Annotated in this window: 11 protein-coding genes; 8 read left to right on the top strand and 3 right to left on the bottom strand. The window is 54.1% G+C overall.

Going from position 1 to position 13,242, the window contains the following annotated elements; genetic code table 11:
• Window positions 1–196 precede the first annotated feature (196 nt).
• The 3 genes from MKY64_RS24490 (at window position 197) to MKY64_RS24480 (ending at window position 5,027) form a co-directional block, all read left to right on the top strand.
• Window positions 197–1,360, top strand: coding sequence for a glucose-1-phosphate adenylyltransferase (locus tag MKY64_RS24490; protein WP_036722262.1), 1,164 nt, complete (start codon window positions 197–199; stop codon window positions 1,358–1,360).
• Between the two features lie 23 nt (window positions 1,361–1,383).
• On the top strand, window positions 1,384–2,487 hold the full coding sequence (gene glgD / locus MKY64_RS24485) for a glucose-1-phosphate adenylyltransferase subunit GlgD (RefSeq protein ID WP_036722265.1): 1,104 nt from the start codon (window positions 1,384–1,386) through the stop codon (window positions 2,485–2,487).
• 107 nt (window positions 2,488–2,594) lie between these two features.
• Window positions 2,595–5,027 (top strand): glycogen/starch/alpha-glucan phosphorylase, encoded by a 2,433-nt coding sequence (locus MKY64_RS24480; protein WP_209877890.1) that lies wholly within the window; start codon window positions 2,595–2,597, stop codon window positions 5,025–5,027.
• A gap of 239 nt (window positions 5,028–5,266) precedes the next feature.
• Here the strand turns inward: MKY64_RS24480 and MKY64_RS24475 are convergent, their stop codons facing one another.
• The gene (locus MKY64_RS24475; RefSeq protein WP_036722270.1) at window positions 5,267–5,746 is read right to left on the bottom strand and encodes a GAF domain-containing protein; all 480 of its coding nucleotides are present in this window, start codon (window positions 5,744–5,746) and stop codon (window positions 5,267–5,269) included.
• A 231-nt stretch (window positions 5,747–5,977) separates the two neighbouring features.
• On the opposite strand from MKY64_RS24475, the gene MKY64_RS24470 reads away from it, so the two are divergent.
• The 3 genes from MKY64_RS24470 to MKY64_RS24460 all read left to right on the top strand — a co-directional run bounded on the left by MKY64_RS24470 (window position 5,978) and on the right by MKY64_RS24460 (window position 8,550).
• The gene (locus tag MKY64_RS24470; protein ID WP_036700151.1) at window positions 5,978–6,277 is read left to right on the top strand and encodes a hypothetical protein; all 300 of its coding nucleotides are present in this window, start codon (window positions 5,978–5,980) and stop codon (window positions 6,275–6,277) included.
• 179 nt (window positions 6,278–6,456) lie between these two features.
• On the top strand, window positions 6,457–7,026 hold the full coding sequence (locus tag MKY64_RS24465; protein WP_340956353.1) for a GNAT family N-acetyltransferase: 570 nt from the start codon (window positions 6,457–6,459) through the stop codon (window positions 7,024–7,026).
• Between the two features lie 18 nt (window positions 7,027–7,044).
• Window positions 7,045–8,550 carry an MDR family MFS transporter gene (locus MKY64_RS24460; RefSeq protein ID WP_445671707.1) on the top strand — a complete coding sequence of 502 codons (1,506 nt, stop codon included), beginning with the start codon at window positions 7,045–7,047 and terminating at the stop codon, window positions 8,548–8,550.
• A 490-nt stretch (window positions 8,551–9,040) separates the two neighbouring features.
• On the opposite strand, the gene MKY64_RS24455 is transcribed toward MKY64_RS24460, so the two are convergent.
• Window positions 9,041–9,508 carry a MarR family winged helix-turn-helix transcriptional regulator gene (locus MKY64_RS24455; RefSeq protein ID WP_036722277.1) on the bottom strand — a complete coding sequence of 156 codons (468 nt, stop codon included), beginning with the start codon at window positions 9,506–9,508 and terminating at the stop codon, window positions 9,041–9,043.
• A 258-nt stretch (window positions 9,509–9,766) separates the two neighbouring features.
• On the opposite strand from MKY64_RS24455, the gene MKY64_RS24450 reads away from it, so the two are divergent.
• The gene (locus MKY64_RS24450; protein ID WP_209877884.1) at window positions 9,767–10,564 is read left to right on the top strand and encodes an ABC transporter ATP-binding protein; all 798 of its coding nucleotides are present in this window, start codon (window positions 9,767–9,769) and stop codon (window positions 10,562–10,564) included.
• Window positions 10,543–11,811, top strand: a complete 1,269-nt coding sequence (locus MKY64_RS24445) for an ABC transporter permease (RefSeq protein WP_340956351.1) — start codon at window positions 10,543–10,545, stop codon at window positions 11,809–11,811. The genes MKY64_RS24450 and MKY64_RS24445 overlap by 22 nt, the downstream gene beginning before the upstream one ends.
• Window positions 11,812–11,952: 141 nt before the next feature.
• Here MKY64_RS24445 and MKY64_RS24440 read toward each other — a convergent pair whose 3' ends face one another.
• The gene (locus MKY64_RS24440; RefSeq protein ID WP_339253333.1) at window positions 11,953–13,212 is read right to left on the bottom strand and encodes a BaiN/RdsA family NAD(P)/FAD-dependent oxidoreductase; all 1,260 of its coding nucleotides are present in this window, start codon (window positions 13,210–13,212) and stop codon (window positions 11,953–11,955) included.
• Between the last annotated feature and the right edge of the window lie 30 nt (window positions 13,213–13,242).

Below are 13,242 nucleotides of genomic sequence, written 5' to 3'. Positions count from 1 at the left end.
TAACCGGTAATATGTCCCGATCAGCTGTTTTCCTCCCCGTATCACCCGTATTCATCCTGTCTCTGCATTTCTTTTGGGCTACATCTTTTCACAACACTTCTTTTTAGGGTATTTACTTAGGTCTAACTTCACAGCATCACTCATTCAACCTAATTTATTACATGTTCCATTACCCATAAGTCAAGGAGGCTCTTCCATGAAGAAAAAAGAGATGGTAGCCATGCTATTGGCGGGAGGCCAAGGGAAAAGATTAAAAAGTTTGACCAAATCGATTGCCAAACCGGCTGTTTATTTCGGAGGAACCTATCGGATCATCGACTTCCCCCTAAGTAACTGCTCGAATTCGGGCATCGATACCGTGGGTGTGCTGACACAATATGAACCGCTGGTGCTGCATTCGTATATCGGAGTCGGCAGCGACTGGGATTTGAACCGCAAGGATGGCGGCGTATTCGTATTGCCTCCGCATGAACGGGAGAATGGAAGCAGCTGGTACCGGGGAACGGCGGATGCCATTTACCGCAATCTTAAGTTCGTGGATCAATTCGATCCGGAGCATGTGTTAATTCTGTCGGGAGACCATATATACAAGATGGATTATCATGCCATGCTGCAATATCACAAATCCAAGAACGCCGACTGCACCATCTCGGTCATTGACGTTCCATTGGAGGAAGCGAGCCGCTTCGGCATACTGAATACGGAAGATGATCTGAAGATTTACGAGTTCGAAGAGAAGCCGGCCCAGCCTAAGAGCACACTTGCTTCTATGGGGGTATATATTTTCAAATGGGATGTTCTGCGCAAGCATCTGCTTGAGGACGGGGAGAACGCCGGATCATCCCATGACTTCGGTAAGGACATTATTCCGATGATGCTGGGTGAAGGCCAATCCCTGTACGCTTATCCTTTTGAAGGCTACTGGAGAGATGTAGGTACGGTAGACAGTCTGTGGGAAGCGAATATGGATCTTCTGAGCGATACGCCTCCCCTGAATCTGAACGATACCGGCTGGAGAATCTTCACCCGTAATCCGAATCAGCCCGCACAATATGTGGCACCGGGAGCCAAGGTATCGAGCTGCATCATTAATGAGGGCTGCATCGTGCATGGCGAGGTGAAGCACTCTGTCCTCTTTTACGGGGTTGAAGTGGGCGAAGGCAGTGTCATCACCGACTCTGTCATTATGCCCAAGGTGAAGATCGGCAAGAACGTGAGAATTCATAAAGCCATCATCAGTCAGAACACGGTCATTGAGGATAATATGGAAATCGGCGTCGACCGGGAGAATGAGAATGAAATTCTGCTGATCGACAAACGAAGCAAGAAGCTCAAATCTGTAGCAGCCAAAACCATATAACCACAAGAGGGCGGGGGATTCCGATGAAAGAGCTTATGGGTGTAATTAATCTTGATCATGAATTGGATAATTTAAATGAACTGACCTATTTCCGCTGCGGGGCAGCGGTCCCCTTCGCCAGCCGGTACCGGCTGATTGATTTCGTTTTGTCCAACATGATGCGTGCAGAGCTGGAGAGCGTGGGACTGTTCGTCCGCCGCAAATACCGGTCGCTGATGGATCATCTCGGTGACGGCAAATCGTGGGATATGAACCGTAAGCACGGCGGACTGTTCATCCTGCCGCCAGACTGGAATGACCCTACGGACACCTCCCTGGGAGACCTGCAGCATTATCATAACAATCTGGATTTCTTCAAAAGGGCTTCAGCCAAATACATCGTCTTCTCCGGCAGCCAGCACATTAACACGGTGGATCTGCAGGACCTCTATCAGTATCACCTGGAGCAGGGCGCGGATGTAACGATGGTCTACAAGCAGATTGACGAGCTTCAGCCGGAGCATGATCCGTGTCTGCGGGTCGAGCTTAATGACGACAACCTCGTTACGAATATTCACCATGAGAAGCATCATCCGAATGTGTATCTGGACATCTTCATTATGGAGAAGAAACTGTTCCTGGAGCAGGTGGAGCATTGCATTGCCCATGGCGAGAGCTATTTCTTCCGCGATGCCATTCAGAAGAACCGCCACAAATTCAAAATCTCCGCCTATGAATATAAGGGTTACCATGCCGTTATCAATTCGCTGGAGAGTTACTATAAGAACAGTCTGGAGCTGCTGAAGCAGGAGAATTACTTTGGCCTGTTCAAAGAGAATCCGGTGCAGACCAAGATTAAATACGAGGCGCCTACCCGTTATCTGGATAGTGCGTCGGTCAGCAACTCGCTGGTGGCCAACGGCTGTGTAATCGCCGGGACGGTGGAGAATAGCGTTATTTTCCGGGGCGTACAGATTCGTAAGGGTGCGAGAATTATTAATTCTGTGATTATGCAGAAATGCGTGATTGAAGAGAATGCCGTGATTGAGAATGTGATCATGGACAAAGATGTGCATCTCAGCAAAGACCGGATACTCGTTGGAGACAGCAGGCGTCCATTTGTCATAGCCAAGAGCAGCAAGATATAATATCTGGATCAGGGGGAATGTGCCACTTCGGGGCATTTCTTCTGATCCAGTGTTGTAATAGGCACTATTTTCAACCAATACATGCATCTGTAAGGAGGAACCTGCTGTTGTTCAACGATAAAGAGACTTTCAAACAAGTGTTCCGTGAGAAACTCATCGGGAAATTAGGCAAGCCGCTTGAAGAAGCTTCGAACGCCGACATCTATAATATTCTCGGCAACATGATCCGGGAGAGTGCCGGTAAGGACTGGGCGGACACCAATCAGAAGTTCAAGATCGATAAGGATAAGCAGGTATATTATTTCTCCATGGAATTCCTGATCGGCAGGCTGCTGGGTAATAACCTGCTGAATATGGGCGTGCTGGAGGTTGTCCGTGAGGGCCTCGCGGATCTGGGCTTCTGTCTGCAGGATATCGAAGAGGTGGAAGCCGATGCCGGTCTGGGCAACGGTGGGCTGGGCCGCCTGGCCGCCTGCTTCCTGGACTCGCTCGCATCCCTGCAATATGCGGGACACGGCTGCGGTATCCGTTATAAATACGGCTTGTTCGAGCAGAAGATTGTAGACGGCTATCAGGTGGAGCTGCCCGATTACTGGCTGCAGAATGACAACGTGTGGGAAGTACGCCGCGAGGACAAACAGGTCGAGGTGCATTTCTGGGGACATGTGGACACCCGCTGGGAGAACGAAGAGCTTGTATTCGAGCATAGAGATTATGAAGCTGTACGGGCGGTTCCGTATGATATTCCGGTTATCGGTGCAGACCGCAGACATGTGAACACGCTGCGGAACTGGAGTGCCGAGTCCATCACCCAGCCATCGAGAGTCTTCGGCGCTCAGGGCGGTACGGATTATCACAAGTTCCTGGAATACAAGCGTTCGGTGGAATCTATCTCTGAATTCCTGTATCCCGATGATTCCCAGTACGAAGGCAAGCTGCTTCGTCTGAAGCAGCAGTACTTCATGTGCAGTGCCGGCCTGCAGAGTATTATCCGGACCTTCGCCAAGACGGGGCTGCCGATTGACAGCCTGCCTGACAAGGTAGCTCTGCATATCAATGACACTCATCCTACGCTGGTGATCCCTGAGCTGATGCGCATCCTGATGGATGTCTATCATCTGGGCTGGGATCAGGCCTGGAGCATGACTACCCGGATGGTGTCGTATACCAACCATACCATTCTGAGCGAAGCACTGGAGAAGTGGCCGATCGGCATGGTCAGAGAGCTGCTTCCGCGCATCTTCCTGATTATTGAGGAGATTAACGCCCGCTTCTGCGGCGAGCTGATGAGTAAATATCCCGGAGACCAGGACCGGATCAATCAGATGGCGATCATCCATGACGATCAGGTACGGATGGCACATCTGGCGATTGTCGCCAGCCACAGTGTGAACGGTGTAGCGGCGCTGCATACGGAGATTCTGCAAAAGCGTGAGATGCGGCTGTTCAACGAGATGTATCCGCACCGCTTCAATAACAAGACCAACGGCATTACGCACCGCCGCTGGCTGCAGCATGCCAATCCCGAGCTTGCCGGACTGATCAGCGAGTCCATTGGCACCCGCTGGATGCATCAGCCCCAGGAGATGATCGGACTGATCAAATACAGTGAGGATGCCTCCTTCCAGGAGCAGGTGGCCGCCATCAAACGCCGCAACAAGCTGCATTTGGCTGAATATATCACGAAAAAGCATGGTATTGCGGTAGATCCCGACTCGATCTTCGATGTACAGGTCAAGCGCCTGCATGCCTATAAGCGCCAGCTGCTGAACGTGCTTCATATTATGCATTTATATAATCAAATTAAGGATAATCCATCCATTAATATCGTGCCGCGGACCTTCATCTTCGGTGCCAAGGCTGCTCCAAGCTATCATCTGGCCAAGCGGATCATTAAGCTGATCAATACGGTGGCTGATGTTGTGAACCGAGATCCTGACATTAACGGGAAGATCCGTATCTTCTTCCTGGAGAATTATTCGGTATCGCTGGCGGAGAAGATTATTCCGGCCGCCGATGTTAGCGAGCAGATCTCCACGGCAAGTAAGGAAGCCTCTGGTACCGGCAATATGAAGTTCATGATGAACGGTGCGCTGACGATTGGAACCATGGACGGGGCTAACGTGGAGATGCATGAGATGGTAGGGGACAATAATATGTTCCTGTTCGGCCTCCGGGCAGAGCAGGTACTTGATTATTACCAGTACGGCGGATACCACGCCCGCGATATCTATAATGGCGACGGCCGGGTAAAAGAAGTCTTGGATCAGCTAATCGTCCCTGGCCCCTTCATCTCCCATGCCCAGGAGTTCGATACACTCTTTCAGTCGCTGATTGATAACAATGACGAATTCTTCGTGCTTAAGGATTTCGCCAGCTATGTGGAGACCCATGTCAAGATTGACCTGGCTTACCGGAACCAGAAGGAATGGCTGAAGAAGTCCATCATCAATATCGGCCATTCCGGCAAATTCTCCAGCGACAATACGATTAGCCGCTACGCCGCCGAGATCTGGCATATCGATCCAGTCCGGCTGTAACGCCATCGGTACAGGCTGCAGCTTCATAGCCGCAGCTCCAGTCGGTATAATCAGAACAGCAAAGCAAAAGCCGCCCTATCCAGGAAAAACTCCTGCGTTGGGCGGCTTCTTTGGTACATAAGAATTGATATGTTTTGGGGTCCCCGCAAAGTACCTGAGTCATCATCAAAGCTAAGCTCCACTTTGTGGGGGTATTTTGCGGTTCAGGACTTACTTGCTGCTGATGATGAAGGCTAGCCTTACAGCACCTCGGATACCATGGCTGCGAACCGTTCGAGGAAGCGGCGCTCCTCGTCGTCGAAGCGGTGCTTGAGCGGGCTGTCGATATCCAGTACGCCATAGAGGGTGTCCCCTTTGACCAGAGGAACAACTATTTCGCTGTTAGAGGCAGCATCGCAGGCAATATGCCCCGGGAAGGCATGAACATCGCCGACCACTAGCGTGCGGCGCTCGGCGGCTGCGGTTCCGCAGACACCGCGGCCCAGCGGAATCCGGATGCAGGCCGGAAGTCCCTGGAAGGGGCCGAGCACCAGCTCTGTGCCGTCGTACAAGTAGAAACCGGTCCAGTTGGTGTCCGGCAGAGAGAGCTTTAACAGCGCCGAAGCGTTGGCCAAGTTGGCAATGGCGTTCGGTTCACCCTCCATCAGTGCCCCGAGCTGGCTGAGAACGGCTTCGAACCGTTCGCTGCGAGTGCCATCATAAGGCATGGCTTGAAACATGAAGCATCACCTTCCTGTACCTTGAGTCAGTATGAATCCCATAACTGTTAACTATCAAGATAGTACAGTGAAGCGCTATACGTCAAGCATTAACGGGGGATTAACAGGTTTTACCGCTTAGTGGAAGAAGAGGAAGAAGAAAGGATTACTTAAGCGGGGATGTTTCCGGGAACTCAGGGCAGGGTAATGCTTTTATAAATACAGCAGGCTAGTAGCCAGAAGGAGTGAAACATGCGCGCCGACGTACAGAACTTGTTTATTGGAATCCATATGCTATATTGTGCACATGAGAAGGATCTGACACTAACGGAAATGCTGCCGGAGCTGGAGAACCTGGGGTATCGGGTGGCGGAGCGCGAAGTGAAACAGGAGCTGGAACGGCTGACCCAGGAGAATTTCCTCACCGCCCATGGCGACGCTTATAGTGTCACGGGAACAGGAATCGAAGAGTTCAAAGCCATTCAGGCCAAGCTTGGTGTACTGTGCACCGAAGTGCTTAAGCCAGTTAAGGCAGCGGGTGCTTCGGGTTAAGTCTGAACGTAGCTGCACCGAATGGAATATAACATTAGGGATAAGGTACAGCGTCTGACCGTGTGGCGGCAAGCCATGGGGGCAGACGCTATTTGTGATGGATAAGCGGGAGTGACAGGTAAATACGCCGTCCGGGCAGAATAAGATGTATACTGATAGGGTTGAAAGGGGACGGGGACATGTATGTGTGCGGGGGGGTTATCCCGGAATTAAGCGGACGGAGGGTACGTCTGCGGGCGATGCTGCCGGCGGACGCACAGGCGCTGTTCGCGATTTGGAGCCATCCGGAAGTAGCGCCCTGGCTGGATGGCCCGCCTCTGTCCTCTGTGGAGGATACGGAAGCACTGATTGCCCTGCTGGCGGAGTGGGCGGTGGAGGAAGAGAGCCTGCGCTGGAGCATCCTGGGGCCGGAAGGCCTTGTCATCGGCAGCTGCGGCTATAACCACTGGCAGCTTCAAGGCGCTTACCGGGGAGAGATCGGCTTCGAGCTGTCACCGGCAGCCATGCGCCAGGGGTACATGCAGGAAGCGCTTACGCTTGCGCTTGCGTTCGGCTTCCAGAGCATGGGGCTGAACCGGTTGGAAGCCTTGTGCCATCCGGGCAACCTTCGGGCAGAGCGTCTGCTCACAGGACTTGGCTTCCGGCAGGAAGGCCTGCTGCGGCAATACCGGCATACAGCATCGGGCTATCAGGATGTAGTGATGTATTCCCTGCTGCAAGGAGATACGGGCGCAGGAGAGAGAACATAGAGAGAAGGTATGGATTCATTGAGTTCACTGGGGGACAAGCAGCGGAAGTTAATATTGACAGGCGTACTGCTGGCTACATTTCTGGCAGCGATTGAAGGGACGGTAACGGGTCCGGCGGGGCCGGCCATCGTAGGGGATTTCCAGGGGATGCAGTGGCTGAGCTGGATCTTTACAGCTTATCTGCTGGCGATGGCAGTGACCACGCCGATTTTTGGCAAATTGAGCGATCTGATCGGAAGGAAGCCCGTGTTCATTGGCGGCGCCGTAGTCTTCCTCGCAGGCTCGCTGTTATGCGGAGTCTCGCAGAGTATGCAGCAGCTGATTATTTACCGGGGGATTCAGGGGATCGGTGCGGGGGCGCTGATTCCGATGACTTTTACCATTATCGGAGATATCTACAGTCTGAAGGAACGGGCGAAGACGCAGGGGCTGCTTAGCTCAGTGTGGGGGATTTCTTCGCTGGTCGGGCCGCTGCTTGGCGGTTATGTAGTGGATTACTTAAGCTGGCGCTGGGTATTCGTGTTCAATCTGCCGTTCGGCCTGCTGTCGATTATCTTCATCTCGCGTTATCTTAAGGAAGAGAAGGTCCGCCGCAAGACGAAGATCGATGTAGCCGGAGTGCTGCTGTTCGCTGCGGGAATGGGGGCGCTGCTGTTTGGCCTGACGACTGGGGGGCAGAGTCTGCCCTGGAATTCTCCGCTGCTGCTGGCTATTCTCCTGGCGGCTGTGCTGCTGCTGGTGGTGTTCCTGTTCGTGGAGCGCCGGGCCGCCGAGCCGATGCTGCCGCTGGAGCTGTTCTCCATCCGTAATATTGCAGTCTCTACAGGTGCGAATCTGCTGGTCAGCACGCTCATTATCGGCCTGTCTACGTATGTTCCGCTGTGGGTGCAGGGCGTATTCGGCAAAAGCGCCGCCCTCTCGGGCCTGCTCCTGGCACCGATGTCGGTCGGCTGGATGCTGGGCTCCATCGCGGGCGGGCGGATGATTCTGCGTGCAGGCACGCGCCGTACGGGAATGCTCGGCCTGTCGCTGATTGTTATCGCAGCCGTGGGGCTTACGCTGATGAATGCAGACTCCTCGCAGCTGCTGCTTCTGGTGCTGATGCTATTCTGCGGGGTGGGCTTCGGCTATGCCTCGACCGTCTTCACCATTATCGCCCAGTCCTCGGTGCAGCATGAGCAGCGCGGTGCGTCTACGGCGCTGAACACCTTCACCCGCTCACTCGGGCAGACGGTGGGGGTGGCAATCTTCGGCTCTTGGCTGAACTTCAGTATTGACCGGAGCCTGGCGGAACAGCCGGGGGCAGCCGCCTCCGGCGCAGATATTAACCAGCTGCTTAACCCGCATAGCGGAAGCGTGCTGCCTAAGGAAGCCTGGAGCAGTCTGCAAGGTGCGCTGGAGGGCGGTCTGCACTCCCTGTTCATCGTGATGGCAGTGTTCGCTGTGATCTCCCTGGTAATCTCGGTGCGTCTTGACCAAGGGGTGCCTTCCATACAGGAAGTAAATACACCATCGAAGCGTTAAGCTTCAAGTCTTAGCACGGATTGTCCTGATTAGGAGATTTATCGAGTGAGGGCTTGAACATACAAAAATCGCTCCTTTGGGGATGGATGGCGGATCTTCCATTTACCAGAACGAGCGATTTTTTGTGTTTATTTAGGGAACTATGATTTTCTTCTATTGTGGATTATAGAGAAATCTTGCAAAAAGTGCAAGAATATTGCCCCGTAGGAGCGGTTTATGCTGAAATCCTGCAGGAAATGCAACAAATTTAGCGCTAACTTGCTCTAAACATCGGAATTTGTGCAAATAATGCAACATTGTGCTTCAGTCAGTAACTTTTATAAAGGAATCCTGCAAGATGTGCAACAAAGCTGCTCCTTACAAGCTGCTTACGCCTGATCCTGCTCAAAACAAAGGGCTGTTCCAAGCAGCCGTTACCTGCTTTTTGGAACAACCCCTACATTGGCTTAATTAGTGAATAGATTCACAACCGCCGATTCCTCAACTACCCTTATTTGCGCGGGAGCGGGGAGAGCTTTTCGGCCTGCAGGCCCATCTTCTTCAGCAGCACAATCATCTGTTCCTTCTCTTCGTCGCTGAGTCCGCTGAAGGCCAGATGCAGGCGCTCCGAGTACTTCGGATACATCTCGTTCATCAGGCGTTCGCCCTCGGTAGTCAGCTCGGCAAAAATAACACGGCGGTCACTGGGACAAGGCTTGCGCTGCAGGTAGCCGCGTTCTTCCAGCTTGTCGATCACATAAGTAACGTTGCCGCTCTGCAGCAGCAGCTTGGCACCGATCTGCTGGATGGGCTGCGGACCTTTGTAATAGAGAACCTCCATGACTGCGAAGGCGGTCGGGTTGAAGCCTTCGATCTTGCTGCCGGTTACAGCATGCTCGTTAATGCTCTTGAAGGACTTGGCAAAAACTCTGTACAAATGCAGGGTCAACTGAGTATCGCGTTCATAGGATTGTATCATGCTTCTCCACCTCTATTGTTAATCGTACGGGCTTATCCGCACGGTTTGGAATACTTCCTTCCGGATATCTAGCCTTTACAATACGTCAAACAAAGATTGAAAAACATGTCATTTGTCACAATAAGCACACTTTTAATTATAAAAAATTGAACAATCTTTTGAAGGAGGGGTAAAGGGTGAAAATTATTGCAGCAAAGGTCCGTCTATGGTGCTATGATCGCATTATATTGAATGATGATACAGGAGATGGAGATAGATATGGAAGAGACAGAAGGCTCAGAGGAACAGAAGGCTCCGAAGCAGACGGAGGACCGGATCAACAAGTATTACGACGACGATGATGACTACGATGAAGAGGATACCGTGCTTGATGTGGTAATTGAGGAAGCAGGCTATGAGGCAGGGGATATCCGCATCTCAGGAATCTCCTTCCAGGTGAGAAAGGGCGAGCTGCTGGGACTGATCGGACCGAACGGGGCCGGCAAAAGCACTACGATCAAGACGCTGCTTGGTCTGCTGAAGCATGCCAAGGCCCGGGTGAAGCTGGGCGGCGAGAACCAGTCCTACGCCTACGTGCCGGAGCAGCCGGTATTCTACGAGGACCTTACCCTGTGGGAGCATCTTGATCTGGCTGCCGCTGCCTACGGCTTAAGCTATGAAGCCTTCGAGTCCACGGCGGAACAGCTGCTGGTACAGTTCAGCATGACCCATGTGCGGGATGATCTGCCGGCGGGCTTCTCCAAGGGGATGAAGCAGAAGATGATGCTCATGCTCGGCTTCCTGGTACAGCCGGATGTCTATATTGTGGACGAGCCGTTCATCGGCCTTGATCCCAGGGCCACCAAGGATTTCCTGCGCCTGCTGGAGGCGGAACGGGAACGCGGCGCCGGGGTGCTGATGTCCACGCATGTTCTGGATACAGCGGAGAAAATCTGCGACAGCTTCATTCTGATCTCCGGAGGCAAAATTGCCGCCGAGGGGACACTTGCGGCGATACGCGGGGAAGCGGGGCTGCCGGAGGGATCGCTGTTTGATTGCTTCGACGAATTAACATGAGCCGGAATTCATTTGCGTTCCCGGCTGCAAGGAATCTCTTAAGACGAAGACTGTTCTCCCATTTCCGGGAGCAGAGTGCTATTATCCGTACGGCTGTAGACTGGACGGTCCTGCTGTATATCCTCATCCCGGGGGGCCTCCTCGGTGGCCGCTTCTATTATGGCTACTGGAACGGCAATCTCCCGGGTTGGTTCAGCCATGTACCCTTTGTGGTCGTGCCTTCGCTGCTGGCCATTCTGCTGGCTACCGGAGGTATCGTACTGCTGCTCCAGGAAGGCGATCTGCTGTTCCTGCGGCAGCGGCAGAACTGGATCAGCACGATCCTCAAGGGGGGGATGGTCTATAGCCTAGCGGTAACTGCGCTGAAGATGGCGGCGGTGTACGTCATTCTGCTGCCGTTTCTGATCCGCGGCTACGATCTGAGCACGGCAAGCGCTTATGGCCTGCTGGCGCTGACCATAACCTGTAGCTGGGCCGTTAAGCTGCTGGGCCATATCGTCAAGGTGCAGCGGCAGGGCTTCCGCCGCCGGCTGTGGCTGATCCTGGCGGTGGCCGTACCCTGCGGGATCTACCTGCGTCTCGCGCTTTTCTGGAAGGACAGCCCGGCCCTTCTGTTCCTGGCGGCAGCCGCCTACGCGGTAGTGACCGTTCTGGCCTTCAGAGCCCGCCTGCGTCTGCGCGGCACGTTCATGAATGATGTGCGCGAAGATTACAAGCAGCGGATGAGAATTGCAGCGATTCTGCTGCGCCGTGTGCTGGATAAGCCGCGGCCGACACGCTATAAGCCCTGGATCTTCCGCAAGTCGCAGCCGCTGCTGGCCTCGAAGCTGCCCGAGAGCCGCTTCGCCGCCGCAGGGATGAAGGCACTGCTGCGCAATCCGGCCCATCTCAAGCTGTATTTGCAGTTCACCGGGGTGTCGCTGGTGGCCATCCTTATTGTGCCGGTAGTACTGAAATGGCTGCTGTACGCCATCTTGACTTGCCTGATGGCCTACTGGCTGACCTCCTTCTGGAATCTGTTCTCCGGGGATGATTATATCGGCATTCTGCCGTTCACGAAGGAGCAGAAGGCGGACGCCGGTTCCAAGGCGATGCCCATTCTGCTGACGCCCTTTGCCGTCCTGTGCTCCGCTATGCTCTGCATTCCGGCCTACGGCTGGTTGGGCTTGCTGATCTTTATCCCTGTCGGGGCTGCCGCCGGAATCTGGATCGGCCGTATCTTCAGTGTCATAAGGTTTGCAAGATAATAGCAAAGAGCCTTCCTCCACAAGCCGGGGGGAAGGCTCTTTGCTGTTACGGCTGTTCTGGCTGTCACTGGCAGCATCCGGGATGTTTCTCAGATCGCAGGCCAGACAGAAGAAGCTAACTATAGGCGCTGCTTATCCACCTTACTGCTCCGCCGCATGCTTACCGGCAGTATAGCCGGTGGAGAAGGCAGCGGTAATATTATAACCGCCGGTATACCCGTGAATATCGAGAATTTCACCGCAGAAATAGAGGCCTGCGGTCAGCTTGGACTGCATGGTCTTGGGGTCGATCTCCTTGAGCGCAACTCCCCCGCCGGTCACAAAGGCTTCCGCCAGCGAACGTGTCCCATGAACCTGAACGGGCATCCGCTTCACCAGGGCAGCCAGCGCCCCCAGGCCAAGCTTGGGCAGATGATAGCCTGTAATCTCCCCGTCCAGCCCGCTCTTCGCCAGCAGCAGCGGGATCAGGCGCTCGGGCAGCAGACCCTTCAGCGAGTTGCGGATCGCCTTCTTCGGCTCCAGATCGAGCTTATTCTGGAGCATAGACTCCGCCTCCTGAAGGGACAGGTCCGGGAACAGGTCGATGGACATCTCCACGGTATCGGTTCCCGACTTCTGCTGAACCTGGCGCAGGAACTGGCTGCAGCGCAGCGCAATCGGGCCGGATAAACCGAAATGGGTGAAGATCATATCCCCCCTGTGGGAGATCATCTTCTTGCCCTTCTGATTCCAGACGCTCAGCGTGACATCGCGGAGGGACAAGCCCTGCAGCTCCCCGGATTTAATCCACGCCTCCCGGGAGAGAATGGGGACCTCGGTCGGGAACAGCTCCGTGATCGTATGTCCGGCGGCGGCAGCCCAAGGGTACCCGTCACCGGTAGAGCCGGTCTGCGGCACGGACTTGCCTCCGGTGGCGATGATTACAGCCTTCGCGCCGAACGCTTGGCCTGACTCCAGGCGGATACCCCGGACGGCTCCTTCCTCGTAGAGAACCTCCCGGACCGGGCTGTCTGTCATGATCTGCACGCCAAGGCTCCGCACTTTGCCTATCAGAGCGGATACTACGCTTGCGGCCTTGTCCGATACAGGGAACATCCGCCCGTTATCCTCCTCCTTCAAGGCAATGCCCAGCCCCTCAAAGAAATCTATAATATCCCGGTTGTTGAAATGATCAAACGAGCTGTATAAAAAACGGCCGTTGCCCGGAATATGGGCGATCAGCTCCGAGGTCTCCTTTATATTGGTAACATTGCAGCGCCCGCCGCCCGAGATTCCCAGCTTGCGGCCCAGCTTCGCCCCTTTGTCGATCAGAAGTACGGACGCTCCGTGTCCGGCTGCGGCTACGCTGGCCATCAGCCCGGACGGGCCGCCTCCAATGACGATTACATCGTAGTTACTCATTCATTTGCTCCTTTTGCTTATTGCGACACT

The organism is Paenibacillus sp. FSL R7-0210 (assembly GCF_038009085.1).
Lineage (GTDB): Bacteria > Bacillota > Bacilli > Paenibacillales > Paenibacillaceae > Paenibacillus_AQ > Paenibacillus_AQ silagei.
This window is presented reverse-complemented; position numbering and strand designations above follow the sequence as displayed.